Source organism: Streptomyces sp. 8N114, assembly GCF_052245835.1.
Taxonomy (GTDB): Bacteria; Actinomycetota; Actinomycetes; order Streptomycetales; family Streptomycetaceae; genus Streptomyces.
Genome location: NZ_JBQQBT010000014.1, coordinates 38070 through 61796, shown reverse-complemented (window position 1 = coordinate 61796; position 23727 = coordinate 38070). Strand labels below are relative to the sequence as shown.

Genomic DNA, 23727 nt, shown 5'->3' with positions numbered 1-23727 from the left:
CCCGCCCATCCCCCGTCCGGTTCCGTTTGCGTACAGCGACGCGGAAGCCGCGCCCCCGGTTGCAAACCGTTCGCCACTCGCTCCCCGCGGGTGCGATCCTTGGCGTGGTATGTCGACTTCCACCCAGACCCCCGCCCCCTCTCCCCAGGAGCTGACCGAGCGCATCCCGCACCTCATGCTCGGCGACCAGCACCGGCTGGGCCGCCGTCTCACGGGGGCGCGGAAGATCCGCAAGTCAGAGGCCCGTACGGCCGTCCTCGCGGAGATCTCCGCGGCGATGGACGCCTCCGAGCTGCGCGTGGCCGCCCGCCGCGCGGCAGTTCCGCGGATCACGTATCCCGAGCAGCTGCCCGTCAGCCAGAAGAAGGACGCGATCCTGGCGGCCGTCCGCGATCACCAGGTGGTGATCGTCGCGGGCGAGACCGGCTCCGGCAAGACGACACAGATCCCGAAGATCTGCATGGAGCTGGGCCGCGGCATCCAGGGTGTAATCGGTCACACCCAGCCGCGCCGGATCGCGGCGCGCACGGTCGCCGAGCGGGTGGCGGAGGAGCTGGGGTCGCAGCTGGGCGAGGCGGTCGGCTGGAAGGTGCGCTTCACCGACCAGGTGAAGGACGACACGCTGGTCAAGCTGATGACCGACGGCATCCTGCTGGCGGAGATCCAGCAGGACCGCGAGCTGCGCCAGTACGACACGATCATCATCGACGAGGCGCACGAGCGGTCCCTCAACATCGACTTCCTGCTCGGCTATCTGGCGCAGCTGCTGCCCAGACGGCCCGACCTCAAGGTGATCATCACCTCCGCGACGATCGACCCGGAACGGTTCTCCCGGCACTTCGGCGACGCACCGATCGTGGAGGTCAGCGGCCGGACGTATCCGGTGGAGGTCCGCTACCGGCCGCTGCTGGAGGAGAGCACCGAGAACGCCGAGAGTGCGGCCTCCGACCGCGACCAGGTCACCGCCATCTGCGACGCGGTGGACGAACTGCATGCCGAAGGGCCCGGCGACATCCTGGTCTTCCTCTCCGGTGAGCGGGAGATCCGGGACACCGCCGACGCGCTGGAGAAGAAGTTCAAGAGCGGCCAGGGTGCACGCGCCGGCGGCGCCGTCGACGTGCTCCCGCTCTACGCCCGGCTGTCCAACGCCGAGCAGCATCGCGTCTTCCAGCCGCATTCGGGCCGCCGCATCGTGCTGGCGACCAATGTGGCGGAGACGTCGCTGACCGTCCCCGGCATCAAATACGTCATCGACCCGGGTACGGCCCGCATCTCGCGCTACAGCCACCGCACCAAGGTGCAGCGGCTGCCGATCGAGCGGATCAGCCAGGCGAGCGCCAACCAGCGCAAGGGCCGCTCGGGCCGTACGTCGGACGGTATCTGCATCCGGCTGTACTCGGAGGAGGACTTCCTCGCCCGGCCGGAGTTCACCGACCCGGAGATCCTGCGTACGAACCTGGCCTCCGTCATCCTCCAGATGACGGCCGCGGGCCTCGGGGACATCGAGAAGTTCCCGTTCATCGATCCGCCGGACCACCGCAGCATCAAGGCGGGCGTGCAGCTGCTGGAGGAGCTGGGCGCGCTGGATCCGCAGCGAGCACAGACGCGGAAGCTGACACAGCTGGGCCGCCGCCTGGCCCAACTGCCCGTCGACCCGCGGCTGGCCCGGATGGTGCTGGAGGCCGACACGCATGGCTGCGTACACGAGGTGATGGTGATCGCGGCGGCGCTCTCCATCCAGGACCCGCGCGAGCGCCCTTCGGACAAACAGCAGCAGGCCGACCAGCAGCATGCCCGCTTCAAGGACGAGGGCAGCGATTTCCTGGCGTTCCTCAACCTGTGGCGCTACGTACGCGAGCAGCAGCGCGAGCTGTCCTCGTCGGCCTTCCGCCGGATGTGCAAGGCGGAATTCCTCAACTATCTGCGGATACGCGAGTGGCAGGACATCTACAGCCAGCTGCGCCAGGTCGCGAAGACGATGAAGATCCGGCTGACCGACCAGGAGGCGAACGAGGACGCCGTCCACCAGTCGCTGCTGGCGGGCCTGCTCTCCCACATCGGGCTCAAGGACACCGACAAGAACGCGTATCTGGGTGCGCGCAGCACCAAGTTCGCGGTGTTCCCCGGCTCCGCGCTGTTCAAGAAGCCGCCGCGCTGGGTGATGTCGGCCGAGCTGGTGGAGACCTCGCGGCTGTGGGCCCGGGTGAACGCGAAGATCGAGCCGGAGTGGATCGAACCGCTGGCACAGCACCTGGTCAAGCGGACGCACAGCGAGCCGCACTGGGAGCAGAAGCAGGCAGCAGTGCTGGCGTACGAGCGGGTGACGCTGTACGGCGTGCCCATCGTCGCCCAGCGGAAGGTCAACTACGGCCGGATCGACCCGGAGACCTCACGCGATCTGTTCATCCGCAACGCGCTGGTCGAGGGTGACTGGCGCACCCACCACCAGTTCTTCCGGGACAACCGCAAGCTGCTGGACGAGGTCGAGGAGCTGGAGCACCGCGCCCGGCGCCGCGACATCCTGGTGGACGACGAGACGCTGTACGACTTCTACGACCAGCGCGTGCCCGAACACGTCGTCTCCGGGGCGCACTTCGACTCCTGGTGGAAGAAGAAGCAGCGCGAAGAGCCCGACCTGCTCAACTTCGAGAAGTCGATGCTCATCAACGACCGGGCCGAGGAGATCTCCGCCGCCGACTACCCGGACGTGTGGCGGCAGGGCGGCCTCGCCCTCCCGGTGACATACCAGTTCGAGCCGGGCACGGACGCGGACGGTGTCACGGTGCACGTCCCGCTCCAAGTGCTCAACCAGGTGACGGCCGGGGGCTTCGACTGGCAGATCCCGGGACTGCGCGAGGACCTGGTCACCGAGCTGATCCGCTCGCTCCCCAAGGCGATCCGCCGGCACTACGTCCCCGCGCCGAACTACGCCAAGGAGTTCCTGCGCCGTACGCAGCAGCATCAGCATGAGGCACAGTCCGAGCCACTGACGTACGCGCTGGCGCGGGAGCTCAAGCAGATGGTCGGCGTCCCGGTGACGGCCCAGGACTTCGACCTGGCCAAGGTCCCCGACCACCTGAAGATCACCTTCCGGGTGACCGACGAGCGCCGCCGCAAGCTCGCCGAGAGCAAGGACATCGAGGCGCTGCAGATCCAGCTCAAGTCCCAGACGCAGACGGCGATCTCCAAGGCGTTCGACTCGTCGGCGCGCGCGGCCCGCAACAAGACCCGCAAGTCCGCCACAGACGCCTCAGCGGCCACGGAAGCCGCCGCCGCGCCCGCCCTCCAGCGCACGGGGCTCACCAGCTGGACGATCGGCTCGCTCCCCCGCACCTTCGAGACGCGGCGCGCGGGCCAGCCGGTGAAGGCGTACCCGGCGCTGGTGGACGAGGGCGCCTCGGTGGCCGTACGGCTCTACGACACCGAGGCGGAGCAGCGCGCCGCCATGTGGCGCGGCACCCGGCGCCTCATCCTGCTCAACGTCCCCTCAGACCCCGCGAAGTTCGCCCAGTCGAAGCTGAACAACCAGCAGAAGCTGGCCCTCTCCCGCTCCCCGCATGGCAGCGTGCAGGCCCTGTTCGAGGACTGTGTCGCGGCCACCGCCGACCAGTTGGTCGCCGCGCGCGGCGGGCCCGCCTGGAACGAGGAGTCCTTCCGCAAGCTGTTCGACGCCGTACGTGCCGACCTGGTGGACGCCACACTGCGGACGGTGCGCCAGGTGCAGGAGGTACTGGCCGCCTGGCACTCGTGCGAGGGCCGGCTGCGGGCGACGACCAGCCCGGTGCTGGCCGACTCCGTGGCGGACGTACGGCAGCAGCTCGCCGAGCTGATCAAGCCCGGGTTCGTGACCGAGCACGGGGCCGGACGGCTGGCCGACCTGATGCGCTACCTCGTCGCCGCCGACCGGCGCCTCCAGCAGCTCCCGCACAACGTGGAGCGCGACCGGACCCGGATGGCCAAGGTCCACGAGATGCGGGACGAGTATCTGTGGCTGCTGGAACAGTTCCCCGCGGGGCGTCCGGTGCCGCAGGCCGCGCGGGACATCCGGTGGATGATCGAGGAACTGCGGGTCAGCTACTTCGCCCATGCGCTGGGCACCGCGTACCCCGTCTCCGACAAGCGGATCGTGAAAGCCGTGGACGCCGCCGCACCGTGAGGGCTTCGCCGCCGCGCGGTGGGTGATCTTTCCGTCGCTCAGGGTGAGTTCGCTCCGAGCCCCTGACCTGCTGTACAGTTCCATCTCGCGAGGTCCTGTGGAGCAGTTTGGAGTGCTCGCCACCCTGTCAAGGTGGAGGCCGCGGGTTCAAATCCCGTCAGGACCGCACTTTTTGAGAGGGCCGCGCAGCCAATGGCTGCGCGGCCCTTTTCGTTTGCCGCCCCACTCGTTGCCCCCACATGTTGACGACCCGGGGAACGATGGGTACTCCTGGCCCAAGGAGGAGGTGGCTCATGGCGAGGGAGCCCATCGACGCGGCGCGGCGGGAGGCGAGGGCACTCCTGGGCAGCCACCTCGCGGCAAGAGGGCGCCGGCATCATGCGACCCGGCACTGTCCGCACTGTCACCGCCTGCTCCGCCTCGCGATGGCCGCGGCTCCACGTGAGGTCGCCAGGAAGCACAAGTGAGGGGCGGCGCCGAGCTGTTGGCGCACTACCGTACGGGAGCCGGTCGTCACAAGACCTCCCGTATGTGACGGGAGTCACGCGACCGACCCATACCGGCCGGGAACTTGAGGGGTCCTCAGAAGCCCTCAATTTAATATGTGCAATTGCACCGCTCATCGGGACACGCGCACGGGTTCCGTGCATCAGGCCCCGCACACCAGGTCGCGGACGCAAAATGCCGTGGGTACGAGTCACCTCGGCGGCGCCCACAGGAAGCGGACACAAAAAGATCGCGCTGGACCCGGCGGAGTCCAGCGCGATCAACGGACAAGCACTGTTGGGGCAGCGACCTGGCCGTGTGGTGCGCAGTGGGCGGATCGATGGGGTTGGGGGCCCCGGAAACGCCCCTGTTTGGTGCTGTTGCGCCTGCTCAGGAACCCTGATCAGGCTTCGCTGCGCTGCTGCGGGATGCCCGCCAGCAGAGCGCGAACCTCCGCTTCGCGGTAGCGGCGGTGTCCTCCGAGCGTGCGGATGGACGTGAGCTTGCCCGCCTTTGCCCAGCGCGTGACCGTCTTGGGGTCCACACGGAACATCGTGGCAACCTCAGCCGGGGTCAACAGCGGCTCGGCATCAGGGGTGCGAGCGGTCATGAGCGGCCTCCTCGGGAGAACCGAACCATCACGGTTCTTTCCTCTAAATTCTGCACCTTGACCCGCGTTGCCCGATATGGCGGACGCGAGCCGAGTCGGTTATAGGACGAACGGCTTGTCCTCGGCACTACAACTACACCATCTGTCCAGCCACGTCGGCCAAACCGATGGAATTGCCCTCTCAGGTGTTCAACCTCGGCGGAAGCCGATGGACCGTCCCATAGCGGACAGTCATCCCCCCGTAACGATCAGTCACAACGGGAGCAGGGGTCATCAGACCCACCAAGGAGCGCAATACCGATCTATCCGCCCATAGTTGGACGGAAGGAGCCCCGTGCGGACTCCTTGTCCTATTTTGACACGAGGGGTAGCTCTGAGAGCAAGACCCGTTTAAGTGCAATCCATCACGCTTGAGGCAAACACCCGGTTCGAGACGTAGGTCCCACTCCCGCTCCCCCAGCCTTCGGCCGGGAGGCGCCCCCAGGTCGGCGGGCTCGCGTGACAGACCGCCCCCGCCGTGCGGCGGGGAGGGGTCAGCTCGCGTACTGGAGCTGGCGAACCGCTCTCCAGCGCGCTGTCAGCCGCTCGTACGCCGCACCGGCACGCTCACCGTCGCCCGCGCGGAGGGCCTCCAGGCCCTCCGCCACATCGGCGGCGGAGTGGTCGCCCGCCAGCTGCTCCTCGGGGATGGCGTGAGCCAGCCCGCCGTAGTCCAGCTCGACCAGGGAGCGCGGGTGGAATTCCTCCAGCCAGCGGCCCACATCGATCAGGCCCTCGACGAGCGGCCCCTCTTCCAACTCCTCGCGGAGCACCTTCAGGCCGCGAGCGAGGCGACGCCTCGCCTGAACCATGGGCGTGCGATAGCGGAAAACGAACTGCTGTCCGCTCTCCTGACCCGATTCCGGCTTCGCAAACTCCCTTTCTTCGTCCTCGAAGAGAACGAACCAGCGCACGGGCACATGCCACAGCGCCGTACGGATCCAGGGCCGGGCGTCCGGGTTGCGCTCGCGCCACTGCTCGTAGTCGGCCGCGGCCTGCCGCCGTACGACGGGCGGCAGCGCGGCGTCCAGCACCGTCTGGGGCAGGGCGAGTTCGAGGTCGTCGGCGGCCTGGGTGAGCGCGCTGAGCGCCTGCCAGCTGCGCAGCCGGGTGCGCCAGGGGCAGACGCACGTCACACCGTCCACCTCCGTCACGAACGCCTCGGCGCTCTCCCGGACAGGCACCACCACAGGCGGCACCGGGACCAAGTCGGCCAGGGCACGGCGGATTTCGTCCTGCGCGGTGGGAAAGCGCTCTCCCTTCGCATATGCGATCCAGTGCGAGCGCTCCGGCTCGGGGAAGGCCGCCAACGGTTCGTAGACCCGCAGGTACGCCGCGTACGGGACGACGACCGACGCTTTCTCAGCCACGCATTGCCTCCAAGCCTCCACGCCTCACGAACCGGTCGCGATGAGCGAGCCTGGAAGACAGTTGACTACCCCGATCGTGGGACCGCAACGTGCCCGTGACGCGCAGGTCGTACGCTGCTTCCCGACCCGGCCCTCCCCGGGCTTCGACTGCCACAAGCGGCGTGTCCGCCGAGGGCTACGACGCGATCCCAGGAGTCACTACCGTGATCGAGGTATCACCTTCTGCAAGCGTTCCCGCCGGCGTCCCTGCGGGGGACCCGGTCGTCAGCACACTTTTCCGCTCCGAGCAGGGCGGACACGAGCAGGTCGTGCTCTGTCAGGACCGTCCCACCGGCCTGAAGGCCGTCATCGCGCTGCACTCCACCGCGCTCGGGCCCGCGCTGGGCGGCACCCGCTTCCACGCGTACCCGGGCTCGGCCGACCCCGAGCAGGCCGCGGTGCTCGACGCGCTGAACCTCGCGCGCGGGATGTCGTACAAGAATGCGCTGGCCGGGCTCGACCACGGCGGCGGCAAGGCCGTGATCATCGGCGACCCCGAGAAGATCAAGACCGAGGCCCTGCTGCGCGCCTACGGCCGCTTCGTCGCCTCTCTCGGCGGCCGATACGTCACGGCCTGCGACGTCGGCACGTATGTGCAGGACATGGACGTCGTCGCGCAGGAGTGCCGCTGGACGACCGGCCGCTCGCCGGAGAACGGCGGCGCCGGCGACTCCTCGGTGCTGACCGCCTTCGGCGTCTTCCAGGGCATGCGCGCCGCCGCACAGCGGCTGTGGGGCGCGCCCACGCTGCGGGGCCGGCTGGTGGGCATCGCGGGCGTCGGCAAGGTCGGCAAGCACCTGGCCTCGCACCTGCTGGAGGACGGGGCGCGGGTCGTCGTCACGGACGTGCGCGAGGAGTCCGTACGCGGCGTGCTGGACGCCCACCCGGGCGCCCCGCTGACGGCCGTGGCCGGCACGGAGGCGCTGATCAGGACCGAGGGGCTGGACCTGTACGCGCCGTGCGCGCTCGGCGGCGCGCTGAGCGACGAGACGGTGCCGGTGCTGACCGCCAAGGCCGTCTGCGGCGCCGCCAACAACCAGCTCGCACACTCCGGCGTGGAGAAGGACCTGGCCGAGCGCGGCATCCTCTACGCGCCCGACTACGTGGTGAACTCGGGCGGCGTCATCCAGGTCGCGGACGAGCTCCATGGCTTCGATTTCGCACGTGCGAAAGCAAAGGCCGAGAAGATCTACGACACCACTGTGGCGATCTTCGAGCGGGCAGAAGCGGATGGCGTACCTCCGGCCGTCGCCGCCGACCGGCTCGCCGAGCAGCGCATGGGCCGATGAGTGTGACGCAGGAGACCACCGTGACAGTGGTCTCACCACCCCACGGCGGGTCCCTCAGCTACAGGAAGGTAAAATCGCCACTGACCAGCACGAGAAGGGTCAACGGGCGCGTCGGACGGCGGCCGTGTCGTGCGGGCGACGTACCGTACGGCGGCGGAAGCAGGTACCGTTGAAGCCCTGAGTACCGGTCTCTCGGTCGAGAGGCCGCTCTGAACTATGAACGCGTGTCAAGACTCTGGGGCCGTCGAGCCCCGTCGTTGAGGGGGTCGAGCCATGGGGCGCGGCCGGGCCAAGGCCAAGCAGACGAAGGTCGCCCGCCAGCTGAAGTACAACACTGGCGGGACAGACCTATCGCGCCTGGCCGAGGAGCTGGGCGCATCGACATCGAACGAGTCGCCGAACGGCGAGCGCTTCGAGGACGATGAGCAGGACGACCCGTACGCACGGTACGCGGATCTGTACGACGACGAGGATGACGACGACGCGGGTGCGCCCGGGTCGTCCGACCCCCAGTCGAAGCGCCGCGGCGCCTGACGTTCGCCCGTACTGACCCGGTCCGGCAACCGCCGGGCCGGGTTCTGGCGCGCGCGGCGGGCCCGCGGCGCGGCACAGCAGCCCTGCGGCAACCCTGCGCGGAGCAGCCGCGTGGGGCCCGCTGTCAGATGCTCACCGGGCATAGTCACCCGTGAGGGTGACCGCTTCCGTGCGGTCCCCGCGCTCGGTGATCGCGCCCGCCACCCAGGCGTCCACGCCCCGGTCGGCGAGGGTCGCCAGCGTGGCGTCGACCGATTCCTGCGGTACGACGGCGATCATGCCGACGCCCATGTTCAGTGTCTTCTCCAGCTCGGCACGCGCCACGTCGCCCGCGGTGCCGACCACCTCGAACACCGGGCCGGGCCGCCACGTCGAGCGGTCCACCGAGGCGTGCAGCTCGTCGGGGATGACCCGCGCGAGATTGCCGGCCAGCCCGCCACCGGTGATGTGTGAGAAGGCGTGCACCTCGGTCGTACGGGCCAGCTCCAGGCAGTCCAGCGAGTAGATCTTCGTCGGCTCCAGCAGCTCCTCGCCCAGGGTGCGGCCGAACTCGGGGACGTGCCTCTCCAGCGCCCAGCCCGCGCGGTCGAAGACCACGTGCCGGACCAGCGAGTACCCGTTCGAGTGAAGACCGGAGGCCGCCATCGCGACCACCACATCCCCCGTACGGATGCGATCGGGGCCGAGCAGCGCGTCGGCCTCCACCACGCCGGTGCCCGCGCCCGCCACGTCGTACTCGTCCGGGCCCAGCAGCCCCGGGTGCTCGGCCGTCTCCCCGCCCACCAGCGAGCAGCCCGCCAGGACGCAGCCCTCCGCGATGCCCTTGACGATGTGCGCCACGCGCTCCGGGACGACCTTGCCGACGCAGATGTAGTCCGTCATGAACAGCGGCTCGGCGCCGCAGACGACCAGGTCGTCCACGACCATCGCCACCAGGTCGTGACCGATCGTGTCGTGCACGTCCATGCGCTGTGCGATGGCGACCTTGGTGCCTACCCCGTCGGTCGCGGACGCGAGGAGGGGGCGGGCGTAGCCCTTGAGGCGGGACGCATCGAAGAGGCCCGCGAAGCCGCCGAGCGCACCGATCGACTCGGGGCGCTGGGTCTTGGCGACCCACTCCTTCATGAGCGTCACCGCCCGGTCGCCGGCCTCGATGTCGACGCCGGCGGCGGCATAGCTGACGCCTTCGCTGCTGTTGGTCATGGGTACGTCGTCTCTCGTGTCTGCGGGAGGGAGAGGGCGCTCCGCACGCCCCTGAGGCGGCGAGGCCGAAGGGGGTGGGCAACCCCCACGAGCGCGGGGCGGGCGAAAGCTACGGGCGCTTCAGGGCGTCGGCGGCGCCTACACCGGAGGCCAGCGTGTTGACGCCGTCCACGTCGGACCCCGCCTCGGCCTCGAGCAGATGCTTGCCGAGCAGCTCGGGGTCGGGCAGCTCCATCGGGTACTCCCCGTCGAAGCAGGCCCGGCACAGCTGGTTCTTGGGGATCGTCGTCGAGTCGATCATCCCGTCGATGGAGATGTAGGCCAGCGAGTCGGCCCCCAGCGACTTGCCGATCTCGTCGGTCGACAGCCCGTTGGCGATCAGTTCGGCGCGGGTGGCGAAGTCGATACCGAAGAAGCACGGCCACTTGATCGGCGGCGAGGAGATCCGTACGTGCACCTCGAGCGCCCCGGCCTCGCGCAGCATCCGCACCAGGGCGCGCTGCGTGTTTCCGCGGACGATCGAGTCGTCGACGACGACCAGCCGCTTGCCGCGGATGACTTCCTTGAGCGGGTTGAGCTTGAGCCGGATGCCGAGCTGGCGGATGGTCTGCGAGGGCTGGATGAAGGTCCGGCCCACGTAGCTGTTCTTGACCAGGCCCGCGCCGTAGGGGATGCCACTGGCCTCGGCGTAGCCGATCGCGGCGGGGGTGCCGGACTCGGGCGTCGCGATCACCAGATCGGCGTCGGCCGGGGCCTCGGCCGCCAGCTTGCGGCCCATCTCCACCCGGGAGAGGTATACGTTCCGGCCCGCGATGTCGGTGTCGGGGCGCGCGAGATAGACGTACTCGAAGACACAGCCCTTCGGCTTTGCTTCGGCGAACCGCTGGGTGCGCAGTCCGTCCTCGTCGATGGCGATGAGCTCGCCCGGCTCGATCTCCCGGATGAAGCTGGCGCCGACGATGTCCAGCGCCGAGGTCTCGCTGGCGACGACCCAGCCGCGCTCCAGGCGGCCGAGGACCAGCGGACGGATGCCCTGCGGGTCGCGGGCCGCGTACAGCGTGTCCTCGTCCATGAAGACCATCGAGAACGCGCCCTTGACCTGGGGCAACACCTGCGGCGCCGCTTCCTCGACGGTGAGCGGCTTGCCGTCCTCGTCGGTCTGGCCCGCGAGCAGCGCGGTGACCAGGTCGGTGTCGTTGGTGGCTGCTACCTGGGTGGCGCGGCCACTTCGGGCGTCGGCCTGCTTGGCGACCAGCTCCGCGAGCTCCGCCGTGTTGACCAGGTTGCCGTTGTGACCCAGGGCGATGGAGCCGTGGGCGGTTGCGCGGAAGGTGGGCTGGGCGTTCTCCCAGACCGAGGCGCCGGTTGTCGAGTAGCGCGCGTGACCCACAGCGATGTGGCCGCGCAGGGAACCGAGGGAGGTTTCGTCGAAGACCTGTGAGACCAGGCCCATGTCCTTGAAGACCAGGATCTGGGAACCGTTGCTCACCGCGATACCCGCGGACTCCTGACCGCGGTGTTGCAGAGCGTAAAGGCCGAAATACGTGAGCTTCGCGACCTCTTCCCCCGGCGCCCAGACACCGAAGACGCCGCAAGCGTCCTGGGGGCCCTTCTCGCCGGGGAGGAGGTCGTGGCTGAGCTTTCCGTCACCACGTGGCACGTCTTCGAGTCTACGGCCAGCAACGCAGCTCCGCCGAACCGGGGACCTGTGACCTTCAGCCCAGTACGGGCAGCACCTGGGACAGGTCGGCGCGGGCACCGCTGGCGATGAGGTGGGGGGTGGCCAGCGCTTCGGCCCAGGTCGTGCGGCCCGTGGCCAGCCGGATCCAGGTCAGCGGGTCGGTCTCCACCACGTTCGGCGGGGTGCCGCGGGTGTGCCGGGGGCCCTCGACGGCCTGGACGACGGCGAACGGCGGGATCCGCACCTCGACGGAGGCACCGGGGGCCTTGGCAGCCAGCGCGTCGGCGAGCAGCCGCACGGTGGCGGCCGTCGCCTGCCGGTCGAGCGCCACACGCACGCCCGTGGCCCGCGCCAGGTCGTCGCTGTGCACCACCAGCTCGACCAGCCGGGTCACGGTGAAGTCGAGCATCCGCATCGCACCGAAGTCGTGCGGGATCAGCAGATCCTCGCGTACGGCCGACTCGATGACCGGCTCCAGGTCGGCGACGGCCTGGTCGATACGGGCCGGGCTTCCCCCAGCCTCCGGCCGGGGGGACCCCCAGGAGGACTCCGCGTCCTTGCGGGTGTCCGCGTCCAGTTCCTCGGCGAGGGTCGCGGTCGAGACGGCCCAGCGGGCGAGGGAGACCTGCGGCGCCTTGCTCGTCACCTCCGTCTCCGGGCGGGCCAGGAAGCGGGGCACGGCGTCGATCTGCCGGGCGATGTGTACGAGCAGGTGGTGCACGTCCCATCCGGGGAGCCCGGACGGGAGGGCGTGCTGCGCGGGCGTGAGGCGGTGCGCGGCGTCGGCCACGGCCTCGACCTGGTTGATGAGCGCGGTGCGGATGCGGGTCGGGTCGTACGTACGCCGGTCTCTTCCAGAGGGGGCGGTGCGTCGAGCGGGCGGCATACGCGTGAGATTAGCCGCCGAGCGCCCTTTGGGGGGAGAAGGCCGGGAGAAGGCCCCTGCCCCGGGCCTTCACCCGGGGGCAGGGGCCGGGGCAGCTCAGCCGAACAGCTGGGGGATCGTCGCCTCGTGGTGGCGGCGCAGCTCCTCCAGCGGGAGGGAGAACTGGCCCTGGATCTCCAGCGCTTCCCCGTCCACGACACCGATCCGCGCCGCAGGCATCCCGCGTGCGGCGCACATGTCGGTGAACCGCACCTCCTCGCTGCGCGGAATGGCCACCAGCGCCCGGCCCTGCGACTCCGAGAAGAGGAAGACGAAGGGGTCGAGCCCGTCCGGCACCACGATCCGGGCGCCCTTGCCGCCCTTGAGGCAGGACTCCGCGAGGGCCTGGACGACGCCGCCGTCGGAGATGTCGTGCGCCGCGTCGGCCATGCCGTCGCGCGACGCGGCGATGAGGATCTCCGCGAGCAGCCGCTCCCGCTCCAGGTCGACCTTGGGCGGCCGGCCGCCCAGGTGGTCGTGGGCGACCTGCGACCATGCCGAGCCGCCGAACTCCTCCTCCGTTTCGCCGAGGAGATAGATCAGCTGACCCTCGTCGCGGAACGCCATCGGGGTGCGCCGGGTGACGTCGTCGATGACGCCGAGCACGCCGACCACCGGGGTGGGGTGGATGGCGGCCTCGCCGGTCTGGTTGTACAGCGAGACGTTGCCGCCGGTGACCGGGGTGCCCAGCTCCCTGCAGGCATCGGCGAGCCCGCGGCACGCCTCGGCGAACTGCCACATGGCCGCCGGGTCCTCGGGGGAGCCGAAGTTGAGGCAGTCGGTGACGGCGAGGGGGCGCGCGCCGGTCGCGGCGACATTGCGGTACGACTCCGCGAGCGCCAGCCGCGCTCCCTCGTACGGGTCCAGCTTGGCGTAGCGCCCGTTGCCGTCGGTGGCGACGGCGACGCCCAGGCCCGTCTCCGCGTCGATACGGATCATGCCGCTGTCCTCGGGCTGCGCGAGCACGGTGTCGCCGAGGACGTAGCGGTCGTACTGATCGGTGATCCAGGACTTGGCGGCCTGGTTCGGGGAGGAGACCAGCGCGAGCGTGGCGGCCCGCAGCTCCTCGCCGTTCGCGGGGCGGGGCAGCTTGGCCGGGTCGTCGGCCTGGAGCGCGTCCTGCCAGTCGGGGCGGGCGTAGGGGCGCTCGTAGACGGGGCCCTCGTGCGCGACCGTACGGGGATCGACGTCGACGATCTTCTCGCCGTGCCAGAAGATCTCCAGCCGGTCGCCGTCGGTGACCTCACCGACGACGGTGGCGGTGACCTCCCACTTCTCGCAGATCTCCAGGAAGCGGTCCACCTTGTCGGGCTCGACCACCGCGCACATCCGCTCCTGCGACTCGCTCATCAGGATCTCCTCGGGGGAGAGCGAGGAATCGCGCAGCGGCACGGTGTCCAGCTCGACCTGCATCCCGCCGGAGCCGTTGGAGGCCAGCTCGCTGGTGGCGCAGGACAGCCCGGCCGCACCCAGGTCCTGGATGCCGACGACGAGGTCGGCGTGGAACGCCTCCAGGGTGCACTCGATGAGCAGCTTCTCCTGGAAGGGGTCGCCGACCTGGACGGCGGGGCGCTTGGACGGCTTCTCATCGTCGAAGGTCTCCGACGCCAGGATGGAGGCGCCGCCGATGCCGTCGCCGCCGGTCCGAGCGCCGTAGAGGATGACCTTGTTGCCGGTGCCGGCGGCCTTCGCCAGGTGGATGTCCTCGTGCTTCATCACACCCACGCAGAGCGCGTTGACCAGCGGGTTTCCCTGATAACAGGGATCGAAGACGACCTCGCCGCCGATATTGGGCAGCCCCAGGCAGTTGCCGTAACCACCGATACCGGCGACGACACCGGGCAGCACCCGCTTGGTGTCGGGGTGGTCGGCGGCGCCGAACCGGAGCGGGTCCATCACCGCGACCGGGCGGGCACCCATGGCGATGATGTCGCGGACGATGCCGCCGATGCCGGTGGCCGCGCCCTGGTACGGCTCGACGTACGAGGGGTGGTTGTGCGACTCGACCTTGAAGGTGACCGCGTAGCCCTGGCCGACGTCCACCACGCCGGCCTGCTCGCCGATGCCGACGAGCATCGCCTCGGCGCCGGGTCCTTCGGTCGGGGCCTTCTCGCCGAACTGCCGCAGATGCACCTTGCTGCTCTTGTAGGAGCAGTGCTCGGACCACATCACCGAGTACATGGCCAGCTCGGCGCCGGTGGGACGGCGGCCGAGGATCTCCCGGATACGGGCGTACTCGTCCTCCTTGAGGCCGAGCTCCTTCCAGGGAAGTCCGGTGTCGGGGGTCTGTTCGGCGTGCTTGACGGTGTCCAGGGTGTGGCTGTGGCTCTGGGGACTCATGAGGCGACCAGCTTCTTCAGGGCCGAGGTGAAGAAACCGAGCCCGTCGGTCGTCGGCCCGGTCAGGGCCTCGACGGCGTGCTCGGGATGCGGCATGAGGCCGACCACGTTCCCGGCCTCGTTGGTGATTCCGGCGATGTCGCGGCGCGAACCGTTGGGGTTGCCGTCGAGGTAGCGGAAGACGACGCGGCCCTCCCCCTCCAGCTCGTCCAGGGTGCGCTCGTCGGCGACGTAGCCGCCCTCGCCGTTCTTGAGCGGAACGACGATCTCCTGGCCGCGCTCGTAGTCCGACGTCCAGACAGTGGTGTCGTTCTCGACCCGGAGCCGCTGGTCGCGGCAGAGGAAGTGGAGATGGTCGTTGCGGGTCAGCGCGCCGGGGAGGAGATGGGTTTCACACAGGACCTGGAAACCGTTGCAGATGCCGAGCACCGGCATTCCGGCCTTCGCCTGTTCGACAACTGTCTCCATGATGGGAGAGAACCGGGCAATTGCGCCGCACCGCAGATAGTCGCCGTAGGAGAATCCGCCCGGCAGCACGACCGCGTCGACCTGCTGCTTGCGCAGATCCTTGTCCCGGTGCCAGAGCGCGACGGGTTCTCCGCCCGCGATACGGATGGCGCGCCGTGCGTCGCTGTCGTCCAGGGAACCGGGAAATGTGACGACGCCGATACGGGTGGTCACGCCACTGCTCCTTCGGATGCCGCATCCGGGCCCGCCTCGACGGGGCGTTCGTTCCCGTCCGCGTCCTGGACGCGCACGGTGAAGTTCTCGATCACGGTGTTGGCGAGAAACGTCTCGGCGAGTTCGTGTATGCGGGCGAGGGCGTCCGCGTCGACGGGACCCTCCACTTCGAGCTCGAAGCGCTTGCCCTGGCGGACATCGGAGATGCCCTCGAAACCCAGGCGGGGCAGTGCACGCTGCACCGCCTGTCCCTGGGGGTCGAGGATCTCCGGCTTCAGCATGACGTCGACGACGACGCGAGCCACAGGTACTCCTAGTGCTTAGCGGGGCGCTGCGCTGGCCAGCGTACCCGGCGCCAGAATCTACGCGCGTTGATATGTGTGCCGATCCTGGTAGGACTTCGCGAAGCACTGGGAAAACCGGCGGGAAAAAAGTAGGGTCCAGATTGCGGCCGGATCCGGAATCAATTCCGTGTGGCCACAATCTTTGTGCGCCCTTTGCACTCCGGTGCCGGTGTGCAGCACATAGTTGAATAAGAACCTGTTTCCTACTCGGGTTCGCCCCGCATACCCGCCGGTCGGCGGGGACTTGCCGACGACGTCGTAATGCCGGGTGACCCCCTTTCGTGATCCTGAGGAAGGACCGATATCCGTGGCCCAGCGCGTAGTAGTGATGCTCTCCGACGACATCGATGGCGGAGAAGCGGCGGAGACGGTCTCCTTCGGCCTCGACGGCAAGACCTACGAGATCGATCTGAACTCCGACAACGCGAAGCGGCTCCGTACCGAGCTGGCCCCCTTCGTGGAGGCCGGCCGCAAGCGGGCGAAGTCCGGCAAGACGTACCGCCGGACCTCCATCGACCCCGATCCGAGTGCGGTGCGCGCATGGGCGTCGTCCAACGGCTTCGACGTGCCCGCGCGGGGGCGCATCCCGAAGAAGGTGTACGAGGCGTTCCGGGCCGCCAGCTGATTGCGGCGAACGTTGTGGCTGCGGGCCTCGCCCCTGCCGCCGAACCCTCGTTGATTGTGGTTGCCCACCGCTGCGGCGGGATGACGGGGCGCCCCGGGACAGTGGGAGGGGCGCCCCGGCACAGCTCGGCGGGCCGGAACGGGGGGCGCTGGGGCTCGACTTGCCAGGGACCCCGGGTGATCGGCTAGAGTCAAGGCACGCCGCGAGGGACCCCCCGAAAGGGAGGACCTCAAGCAAGCGTGCGGGTGTAGCTCAGTAGTAGAGCGCCCTCTTTCCAAGAGGGAGGCGCAGTGTGCGATTCCTGTCACCCGCTCTCCAATACGGACCGCCGGTCGGAAACGATCAGGTACAGTATTGGTCGCGCCACTCGGTGAGAGCCGGGTGGAGGCAATGCGGACGTAGCTCAGTTGGTAGAGCGCAACCTTGCCAAGGTTGAGGTCGCGAGTTCGAGCCTCGTCGTCCGCTCGGTTCACCAGTGAAAGAGCCCCGGTCTTCGGACCGGGGCTCTTTCGCGTATGCGGCCTCCCGATGACGTGGCTCCCCGATGACGTTTGTCATCCGCACCCATGACTGCCCGCACTCCCCTCGCGCTCTGACCGGCGGAAGCCTGGAGGCATGGACGCGATCGAGGTCGAGGGACTGAAACGCCGCTACGCGGCCGAGGCCGGTGCGGGCGGCGACGGATTCGAGGCAGTACGGGACGTCTCGTTCTCCGTACGCGAGGGGGAGATCTTCGCGCTGCTGGGCACCAACGGGGCGGGCAAGACCTCCACGGTGGAGGTGTTGGAGGGGCTGGCGCGGCCGAGCGCGGGAGTCGTGCGGGTGCTGGGGTTCGACCCGTTCAGCGAGCGGTCCTTCGTACGGCCGCGTACCGGCGTGATGCTCCAGGAGGGCGGCTTCCCCTCCGAACTGACCGTCATCGAGACGGCGACGATGTGGGCCGGCGTCACCAGTGAGGCCCGGCCGCCGCGGGAGGCGCTCGAACTCGTCGGGCTGGGCGGCCGGACCGGCGTACGGGTCAAGCAGCTGTCCGGGGGCGAGCGGCGGCGGCTGGATCTGGCGCTGGCGCTGATCGGACGGCCCGAGGTGCTCTTCCTGGACGAGCCGACGACGGGCATGGACCCCGAAGGGCGCCGGGACACCGCCGAGTTGGTGCGCGAGCTGCGCGCTGAGGGCACGACAGTGCTGCTGACCACCCACTATCTGGAGGAGGCCGAGCAGCTTGCCGACCGGCTGGCGATCATGCAGGCCGGGCGGATCGTGACGTCGGGAACCCCGGAACAGGTGGTGGCCGCCCGGCCCTCGCGGATCACCTTCCGGCTGCCGGCCAGGTTCCCGCCCGAGCGGCTGCCGCTGGGCGTTCCGGCCGCGGTGGACGGTCGGGTGGTGACGGTGAAGACGCACGAGCTCCAGCAGGCACTGACCGAACTGCTGCTGTGGGCACGGGAGTCCGGCATCGCGCTGGAGAACCTCCAGGCGAGGTCGGCCTCGTTGGAAGAGGCGTTCTTGGAGATCGCCCAGGCAGGCAACCGGCCGGGCCGGGAAGACGAACGAGCGGTGACGGGGGTTCGGGCATGAGCGGGACGACGACGACCACGGCCCAGGGCGCTGCAACGGCGCGCAGCGCGCGTACCGGCTGGGCGGGCAGGCTGTCGGCGAAGCGGGTGGCGGCGCTGGCCCGGGCGGAGCTGACGCTGCTGATACGGAACAGGTCGGCGCTGTTCGTCGCACTGCTGCTGCCGACCGTGATGACCTTCTCCCTCAAGTCCACCGTCGAGCAGGCGGATCTGTCCGGCACCGGGCTCTCGGTGGGCACCGCCGTGCTTCCGGGGACCGTGGGGATGGTGTTGCTGTTCGCCGTCTACAGCAACCTCGTCGGGGTCTATGTGGGCCGCCGCGAGGAACTGGTGCTCAAGCGGCTGCGCACCGGGGAGGCGGACGATCTGGAGATCCTGGGCGCCGCGGCGCTGCCGTCCGTCACCATCGGCATCGTCCAGTCGGTGCTGCTGCTGGCGGGCGGGGCGCTGCTGCTGGACGTGGGGGCACCGGCGCGGCCGGACCTACTGGTGGCAGGGCTGGTGCTCGGCCTGTTGCTGACGGCGACGCTGGCCGCTGCCTCGGCCGCGTTCACCCGGACCACCGAGCTGGCGCAGCTCACGCCGATGCCGCTGATGCTGGCGACGTTCGCCGGGTCCGGGGTCTTCGTCCCCCTGGAGGTCTACCCCGACCGGATCGCCGAGATCTGCCGCTGGCTCCCGATGACACCGGTCATGGACCTGCTGCGGAGCAGCTGGACGGAACAGCTCAGCGGGCCGGAGACGCTGCGGGCGCTCGCGGTGGCGGTGGGCTGGACGGCCGTGGGCGGATACGCGGTGCGCAAGCGGTTCCGGTGGGAGCCCCGCCGCTGACCGGCTGCGGGGTCGGGCTGTGGCGGATGCCGCATACGGTGTGCCGTAAGCGAGACGAGGAGGGGGGCGATCGCCGATGATCCGCTGGGGGCGGCAGAAGCGGCGGAACTGGCAGCGGCGCAGCCAGCTGGAGCAGGTCGAGGTCTCGACGCGCTGGATGCTGCTGCTCACACCGTGGATCTACTTCACCAGCGGCATGCCGCAGTTCCTCGTCCAGGTGACGTCCCAGCCGCAGCCGATGACGCTGGCCGGCATCGTGGTGGCGCTGGGGTTGGTCCAGTGCCTGACCGCGGTGCGCGGTCTGCGGCAGGGGGTCGACCACTATCTGGGGACCGGCGAGGCCCCGCGCCGCCTGATGGCCGCCGGGCTGGTGTCGTTCGCCCTCAGCACGGCCTTGCTCACGGTGCTGGTCGCACGCGGGTGGGTGGGCGACACCGTGGGGCCCGCGATGGGACTGTTCGCCAGCGTCCCGGGTCTGACGGGGATCTACGGACTCACCGTGCCGCCACGTCGGTCGGCGGCCGTGGCAGCCGGTGGCGGCGCGCTCGCCACCTGTGCGTTCGCCGTGGCGGGCATGGCGTGGCCGTCCCTGCTGGGCACCCTGATCGTGCTGGCGCTGGGCGGACTGGTCGGGATCTTCACACCGCGCTGCTCGGCCTGGTACATCGCCGTGATGCGGGAGCTCGACGAGGCGAAGGAGGCCCAGTCGCGGCTCGCCGTCGCGGAGGAGCGGCTGCGCTTCAGCCGCGACCTGCACGACGTGATGGGCCGCAATCTGTCGGTCATCGCGCTCAAGAGCGAGCTGGCGACCCAGCTCGCCCGGCGGGGTGCCGAGTCGGTCGTCGAGCAGTTGGAGGAGGTGCAGCAGCTGGCCCGCCAGTCGCAGACCGAGGTGCGCGCCGTGGTCCGCGGCTACCGCGAGGCGGGGCTGGAGACCGAACTCGCCGGGGCCCGCTCGGTGCTGCGGGCCGCCGGAGTGGACTGCCGTATCGAGTCCGCGGAGCTCGGGATGGCGCGGGATGTGCAGTCGGCGCTGGGCTGGGTCGTCCGCGAGGGGGCCACCAATGTGCTGCGGCACGCGGAGGCGAGCCACTGCGCGATCCGCCTCACCACCGGTGCGGCGGGCACCGCGGTGCTGGTGATGGAGAACGACGGGCTGCGGCCGAGGCCGCAGCAGGGTGGCTCCGGTCTCACCGGTCTGAGCGAGCGCCTGGCCGCCCTCGACGGCACGCTGACGGGGGAACGCGATGAGACCGCGCAGGTCTACCGGCTGCGCGCCGAGGTCCCGCTGGCCGTCGGCGGTGAAGCAGCCGTCGGCGGTGAGGTGGCGGGCCCGGTGGGAGGAGAGGGCTGTGAGTGACGAGGGAACGGCGCGGGGCGAAGGTGTCATCCGGGTGCTGCTGGCCGACGACGAGCATCTGATCCGGGGAGCGCTGGCAGCGCTGCTGGCGCTGGAGGACGATCTGGCCATCGTCGCCGAGGCGGCCTCGGGGCCCGAGGCGCTGGCCATGGCGCGGGCGCACCACCCGGACGTGGCCGTGCTCGACCTCCAGATGCCGGGTGCCGACGGGGTACGGGTCGCGGCCACGCTGCGGGAGTCGGTGCCGGAGTGCCGGACGATGATCGTCACCAGCCACGGCAGGCCGGGCCATCTGAAGCGGGCGCTGGCGGTGGGCGTGCGCGGCTTCGTGCCCAAGACGGCGTCCGCCGAGCAGCTCGCGGAGATCATCCGTACCGTCCATGGCGGCAGCCGCTATGTGGACCCCGAGCTGGCTGCCGACGCCATCAGCGCGGGGGACTCGCCGCTGTCCGCGCGCGAGGCCGAGCTGCTGGAGCTGGCCGGGGACGGGGCGCCGGTCGCGGAGATCGCCAAGCGCGCCTCGCTGACCCAGGGCACCGTCCGCAACTACCTCTCGGCCGCCGCCGCCAAGCTGGGCGCCGAGAACCGGCACACGGCGGTCCGGATGGCGCGCGAGCGGGGCTGGATCTGACGCGGTCCCGGGCCGGGAAGGGTCCGGCTATACTGGGCCCCGCACCACGGCGGCCCGCTCGGGCCGAGGGTGGGCATGCGGACGTAGCTCAGTTGGTAGAGCGCAACCTTGCCAAGGTTGAGGTCGCGAGTTCGAGCCTCGTCGTCCGCTCGGGTTGTACAGATCAACGGCCCCGGTCTAGTGACCGGGGCCGTTGTCGTGTGCGGGCCGTCAGCTCCAGGGGACGCCGGTGAGGCGTTCGTACGCCTCGATGTAGCGGGCGCGGGTGGCCTCGACGACCTCGGCGGGGAGAGCGGGCGGCGGCTGCTCGGAGGCGCGGTCCCAGCCGGACTCGGGAGAGGTCAGCCAGTCGCGTACGTACTGCTTGTCGAACGAGGGCTGGGAGCGGCCCGGCTGCCACTGGTCGGCCGGCCAGAAGCGGGACGAGTCGGGGGTGAGCACCTCGTCGGCGAGGGTGAGCACCGGCTCGTCGCCCGCTGCGTTGCCGCCCTGGTCCCAGCCGAACTCGAACTTGGTGTCGGCCAGGATGATGCCGCGCTCCCGGGCGATGTCGCGGGCGCGGTCGTACGCGGCGAGGGTGGCCTGGCGCAGTTCGGCGGCGGTCTCGGGGCCGACTTCGCGGGCCACCTCCTCATAGGCGACGTTCTCGTCGTGCTCGCCCACGGCTGCTTTGGTGGCGGGGGTGAAGATCGAGCCGGGCAGCTCGGAGCCGTTCACCAGGCCGTCGGGGAGGGCGAGCCCGCAGACGGTGCGGGACTCCTCGTACTCGGCCAGCCCCGACCCGGCGAGGTAGCCGCGGGCCACGCACTCGACGGGCACCATGCGCAGGGAGCGGCAGATCGTCGTGCGGCCCTCCCAGTCGGCGGGGGCGCCCGCGGGCACGTCGGTGCCGAGCACATGGTTGGGCAGCAGGTCCGCCAGCTGCTCGAACCACCACAGGGAGAGACGGGTGAGGATGCGGCCCTTGTCCGGGATCTCGGTCGGCAGCACCCAGTCGTACGCGGACATCCGGTCGCTGGCGACCATCACCAGGTCGCCGTCCTGGTTCCGGTAGAGGTCGCGCACCTTGCCCGTATGCAGGTGCACCAGGTCAGGGACCTGGGCGGGCTCGGGCTTTTCGACGAATCCCGTCACGTTTTTCCTCCCGGGGGCAGCCGACGTACTGCGGGTGCCCTCGATTGTTCCTTGTCGGCTGAGGGGAGTGCGCATCGGTACTCGCCGTGGGGGTTCTCGCCGTGACGGTTCACCCACCCGCCCGCCTCCTCGCCCCTTCGGGGCGCGCCGGCCCTAGTCACGCTTGCAGATGCGGTCCAGGAGGTTGCTGGTGGCGCGTTGGACCCGGGAGTCGACGTAGCCGGGGCGGTCCAGGGCCGGGGACCAGGCGAAGGTGCCGGAGGAGAAGACCAGGGCGCCGGAGGGGGCGCGGTAGAGGGAGGTCTCCTGGTGGCGCTTGGCGCCGCCGCGGTCGCGGTAGGGCGAGTGCGCCAGCAGGATCCGGGAGGTGTGCTCCGGCAGCACGGTACGCGGGAAGTAGCGGTCCGCCTCGCCCGCGACGAGGCCGGGCAACTCGTCCCCCTCGTACGCGCCGGTGGCCTCCCACAGCCAGTGGTCAGCGTTGCGGACGATCAGCGGATAGGGCTCGGCGACCTGGCCGGCGTACTGGATGCCCAGCAGCGCCTGCTCGGGTTCGCCCTGCTCACGCCAGAGTGCGGGGCGCCCGGGCCCACGCCGTTTTCGGCAGGTCAACAGCCGGTCGGGGGCGCCGGAGGGCAGCGCCTCCAGTTCGACCTGCCAGTACATGGTGTTGGCGGAGAGAAAGACCAGCGCGGTGCCGCTGTCCCGGGCGCGCTCGACCGCCCGGCGCATGGGCACGGACCAGTACTCGTCGTGGCCGGGGAAGACCAGCCCCCGGTAGCGGGTGGGATCGATGTGCCCGGCGTGCAGATCGCGGGTGTCGGCGTAGGCCAGGTCGTAGCCGTACCGCTCGGCCCAGCGGATGAAGTCGTAGGCGTGGCCCACATGCAGGGGCAGCCCCGAGCCGGCGTAGGGGCGGTCGAAGGAGACGGTCATCGCCGCCTCGCTCTCGCCGAGCAGCCGCCCCTGGTCGTCCCAGGCGTGATAGAGGCTGGCGCCGGTGCGGCCGTCCTCGGGGAAGAGGTTGTACGCCTGCCATGTCACGTCGGGGAGGACCAGCAGCAGGTCGGCGGGATCGCGGTCGCGGACGGTGAAGGGGATGTGGGAGCGGTGGCCGTCGGCGGTGGTCAGGACGGCGACATAGGCGCCGGTGGACCAGTAGTCGGGGATCTGCAGCCGCCAGGAGAGCCACCAGTGGTGGCAGGAGACGGTGCGGTCCGCGGTCAGCGGTGCGGGCTGCATGATGCCGGACAGCCGAGGACTTGTGGTGATCTTGGTGGCGCCCGCGCCGCCGTAGTGACCGATGCGGTAGACGTCGACGCTGAAGGGCTGCGGCGGGTTGACGGTGATCCGGAAGTCGATGGACTCACCGGGCGGGGTGCCGCCGGCCACGGACGCGAAGCCCTTGATCTGGCAGCGCACATCGTCAGCGGTGGGCGGAGCACTGCTGGACAGGCCCCGGGTGCGGGGCTTGGGAACGGTCTGGCCGCCGCCCGCCAACTCCCGCACGAGTTCGGGGGTGTGGGAGGTCTGGCCGGGGGCCTGGTCGACGCAGTCGACGTACCAGGGGACGAGGCGCCCGTTCTCGAAATAGTTCTCACTCACCCGCAGCCATGGCAACGGGCCCTGGCCGAAGGGGTCGGTCACGGCGTGGGCCAGTGCCCCCGACTCCCATCGCCGGATCGGCTCGGCCGTCTCACTTGCGGTATGTACAGGCTGCTCGGCCGTCGCGAGCCGCTCGATCCGCTCGGCTTCACGTACGGGCTGCCCGGTGCGCTCGGTTCCCATCGCTGCTCCCTCCCCGGCACCCTCGCTCCGCGCTGCCGCTGTGCCGCGGGTGTGACGGCAGACAGCACATCACATTACGCAAGGG

At 70.1% G+C, this 23727-nt stretch carries 19 protein-coding genes and 4 tRNA genes; 13 read left to right on the top strand and 10 right to left on the bottom strand.

Annotation, left to right across the window (positions count from 1 at the left end; translation table 11 throughout):
* Positions 1-109: 109 nt before the first annotated feature.
* The 3 genes from hrpA (at position 110) to ACTWQF_RS25055 (ending at position 4623) form a co-directional block, all read left to right on the top strand.
* A complete protein-coding gene (gene hrpA / locus ACTWQF_RS25065; RefSeq protein WP_443281906.1) occupies positions 110-4156 on the top strand; it encodes an ATP-dependent RNA helicase HrpA in 4047 nt (1348 codons plus the stop codon).
* 91 nt (positions 4157-4247) lie between these two features.
* Positions 4248-4322: transfer RNA gene (locus ACTWQF_RS25060), tRNA-Asp, on the top strand.
* Positions 4323-4395: 73 nt separating this feature from the next.
* Entirely contained in the window at positions 4396-4623 is a 228-nt protein-coding gene (locus ACTWQF_RS25055) for a DUF6274 family protein (protein ID WP_443281905.1), read from the top strand.
* A gap of 422 nt (positions 4624-5045) precedes the next feature.
* On the opposite strand, the gene bldC is transcribed toward ACTWQF_RS25055, so the two are convergent.
* Positions 5046-5252 carry a developmental transcriptional regulator BldC gene (gene bldC / locus ACTWQF_RS25050; RefSeq protein WP_003949541.1) on the bottom strand — a complete coding sequence of 69 codons (207 nt, stop codon included), beginning with the start codon at positions 5250-5252 and terminating at the stop codon, positions 5046-5048.
* 533 nt (positions 5253-5785) lie between these two features.
* Positions 5786-6661 carry a hypothetical protein gene (locus tag ACTWQF_RS25045; protein ID WP_443281904.1) on the bottom strand — a complete coding sequence of 292 codons (876 nt, stop codon included), beginning with the start codon at positions 6659-6661 and terminating at the stop codon, positions 5786-5788.
* Positions 6662-6864: 203 nt separating this feature from the next.
* Between ACTWQF_RS25045 and ACTWQF_RS25040 the strand changes: the two genes are divergently transcribed.
* Together ACTWQF_RS25040 and ACTWQF_RS25035 are read left to right on the top strand one after the other, a co-directional pair.
* Positions 6865-7989 carry a Leu/Phe/Val dehydrogenase gene (locus ACTWQF_RS25040; RefSeq protein ID WP_443281903.1) on the top strand — a complete coding sequence of 375 codons (1125 nt, stop codon included), beginning with the start codon at positions 6865-6867 and terminating at the stop codon, positions 7987-7989.
* A 273-nt stretch (positions 7990-8262) separates the two neighbouring features.
* Positions 8263-8523, top strand: coding sequence for a DUF3073 domain-containing protein (locus tag ACTWQF_RS25035; protein WP_433101372.1), 261 nt, complete (start codon positions 8263-8265; stop codon positions 8521-8523).
* 132 nt (positions 8524-8655) lie between these two features.
* On the opposite strand, the gene purM is transcribed toward ACTWQF_RS25035, so the two are convergent.
* The 6 genes from purM to purS form a co-directional block, all read right to left on the bottom strand.
* Positions 8656-9726, bottom strand: a complete 1071-nt coding sequence (purM, locus tag ACTWQF_RS25030) for a phosphoribosylformylglycinamidine cyclo-ligase (protein ID WP_443281902.1) — start codon at positions 9724-9726, stop codon at positions 8656-8658.
* Between the two features lie 109 nt (positions 9727-9835).
* Positions 9836-11386: an amidophosphoribosyltransferase gene (purF, locus tag ACTWQF_RS25025; protein WP_443281901.1), complete on the bottom strand. Its 1551-nt coding sequence runs from the start codon at positions 11384-11386 to the stop codon at positions 9836-9838.
* A 55-nt stretch (positions 11387-11441) separates the two neighbouring features.
* A complete protein-coding gene (locus ACTWQF_RS25020) occupies positions 11442-12293 on the bottom strand; it encodes a sterol carrier family protein (RefSeq protein WP_443281900.1) in 852 nt (283 codons plus the stop codon).
* 96 nt (positions 12294-12389) lie between these two features.
* The gene (purL, locus tag ACTWQF_RS25015) at positions 12390-14672 is read right to left on the bottom strand and encodes a phosphoribosylformylglycinamidine synthase subunit PurL (RefSeq protein WP_443281899.1); all 2283 of its coding nucleotides are present in this window, start codon (positions 14670-14672) and stop codon (positions 12390-12392) included.
* Positions 14669-15352: a phosphoribosylformylglycinamidine synthase subunit PurQ gene (gene purQ / locus ACTWQF_RS25010; protein ID WP_443281898.1), complete on the bottom strand. Its 684-nt coding sequence runs from the start codon at positions 15350-15352 to the stop codon at positions 14669-14671. Before purQ ends, purL begins: the two co-directional genes overlap by 4 nt.
* Positions 15349-15657 (bottom strand): phosphoribosylformylglycinamidine synthase subunit PurS, encoded by a 309-nt coding sequence (gene purS, locus ACTWQF_RS25005; RefSeq protein WP_443281897.1) that lies wholly within the window; start codon positions 15655-15657, stop codon positions 15349-15351. The genes purQ and purS overlap by 4 nt, the downstream gene beginning before the upstream one ends.
* 346 nt (positions 15658-16003) lie before the next feature.
* Here purS and ACTWQF_RS25000 point away from each other — a divergent pair, with 346 nt between their 5' ends.
* The 8 genes from ACTWQF_RS25000 (at position 16004) to ACTWQF_RS24965 (ending at position 20870) form a co-directional block, all read left to right on the top strand.
* On the top strand, positions 16004-16321 hold the full coding sequence (locus ACTWQF_RS25000; RefSeq protein WP_443281896.1) for a histone-like nucleoid-structuring protein Lsr2: 318 nt from the start codon (positions 16004-16006) through the stop codon (positions 16319-16321).
* Between the two features lie 241 nt (positions 16322-16562).
* Positions 16563-16634 (top strand) — tRNA-Gly (locus ACTWQF_RS24995).
* Between the two features lie 79 nt (positions 16635-16713).
* Positions 16714-16786 (top strand) — tRNA-Gly (locus ACTWQF_RS24990).
* 150 nt (positions 16787-16936) lie between these two features.
* A complete protein-coding gene (locus ACTWQF_RS24985; protein ID WP_443281895.1) occupies positions 16937-17899 on the top strand; it encodes an ABC transporter ATP-binding protein in 963 nt (320 codons plus the stop codon).
* Positions 17896-18729, top strand: coding sequence for an ABC transporter permease (locus ACTWQF_RS24980; RefSeq protein ID WP_443281894.1), 834 nt, complete (start codon positions 17896-17898; stop codon positions 18727-18729). The genes ACTWQF_RS24985 and ACTWQF_RS24980 overlap by 4 nt, the downstream gene beginning before the upstream one ends.
* 76 nt (positions 18730-18805) lie before the next feature.
* A complete protein-coding gene (locus tag ACTWQF_RS24975) occupies positions 18806-20089 on the top strand; it encodes a sensor histidine kinase (RefSeq protein ID WP_443281893.1) in 1284 nt (427 codons plus the stop codon).
* A 34-nt stretch (positions 20090-20123) separates the two neighbouring features.
* Positions 20124-20720 (top strand): response regulator transcription factor, encoded by a 597-nt coding sequence (locus ACTWQF_RS24970; RefSeq protein WP_443282001.1) that lies wholly within the window; start codon positions 20124-20126, stop codon positions 20718-20720.
* A 77-nt stretch (positions 20721-20797) separates the two neighbouring features.
* Positions 20798-20870 (top strand) — tRNA-Gly (locus ACTWQF_RS24965).
* 60 nt (positions 20871-20930) lie between these two features.
* On the opposite strand, the gene ACTWQF_RS24960 is transcribed toward ACTWQF_RS24965, so the two are convergent.
* Positions 20931-21854 (bottom strand): phosphoribosylaminoimidazolesuccinocarboxamide synthase, encoded by a 924-nt coding sequence (locus ACTWQF_RS24960; RefSeq protein WP_443281892.1) that lies wholly within the window; start codon positions 21852-21854, stop codon positions 20931-20933.
* A gap of 153 nt (positions 21855-22007) precedes the next feature.
* On the bottom strand, positions 22008-23642 hold the full coding sequence (locus tag ACTWQF_RS24955; protein ID WP_443281891.1) for a N,N-dimethylformamidase beta subunit family domain-containing protein: 1635 nt from the start codon (positions 23640-23642) through the stop codon (positions 22008-22010).
* Between the last annotated feature and the right edge of the window lie 85 nt (positions 23643-23727).

Bases quoted from the DNA above. Each gene is read 5' to 3' on its own strand.
- hrpA (WP_443281906.1), top strand. From the start codon at position 110: ATGTCGACTTCCACCCAGACCCCCGCCCCCTCTCCCCAGGAGCTGACC.
- ACTWQF_RS25055 (WP_443281905.1), top strand. From the start codon at position 4,396: ATGTTGACGACCCGGGGAACGATGGGTACTCCTGGCCCAAGGAGGAGG.
- bldC (WP_003949541.1), bottom strand. From the start codon at position 5,252: ATGACCGCTCGCACCCCTGATGCCGAGCCGCTGTTGACCCCGGCTGAG.
- ACTWQF_RS25035 (WP_433101372.1), top strand. From the start codon at position 8,263: ATGGGGCGCGGCCGGGCCAAGGCCAAGCAGACGAAGGTCGCCCGCCAG.
- purM (WP_443281902.1), bottom strand. From the start codon at position 9,726: ATGACCAACAGCAGCGAAGGCGTCAGCTATGCCGCCGCCGGCGTCGAC.
- ACTWQF_RS25020 (WP_443281900.1), bottom strand. From the start codon at position 12,293: ATGCCGCCCGCTCGACGCACCGCCCCCTCTGGAAGAGACCGGCGTACG.
- purL (WP_443281899.1), bottom strand. From the start codon at position 14,672: ATGAGTCCCCAGAGCCACAGCCACACCCTGGACACCGTCAAGCACGCC.
- ACTWQF_RS24985 (WP_443281895.1), top strand. From the start codon at position 16,937: ATGGACGCGATCGAGGTCGAGGGACTGAAACGCCGCTACGCGGCCGAG.
- ACTWQF_RS24980 (WP_443281894.1), top strand. From the start codon at position 17,896: ATGAGCGGGACGACGACGACCACGGCCCAGGGCGCTGCAACGGCGCGC.
- ACTWQF_RS24975 (WP_443281893.1), top strand. From the start codon at position 18,806: ATGATCCGCTGGGGGCGGCAGAAGCGGCGGAACTGGCAGCGGCGCAGC.
- ACTWQF_RS24955 (WP_443281891.1), bottom strand. From the start codon at position 23,642: ATGGGAACCGAGCGCACCGGGCAGCCCGTACGTGAAGCCGAGCGGATC.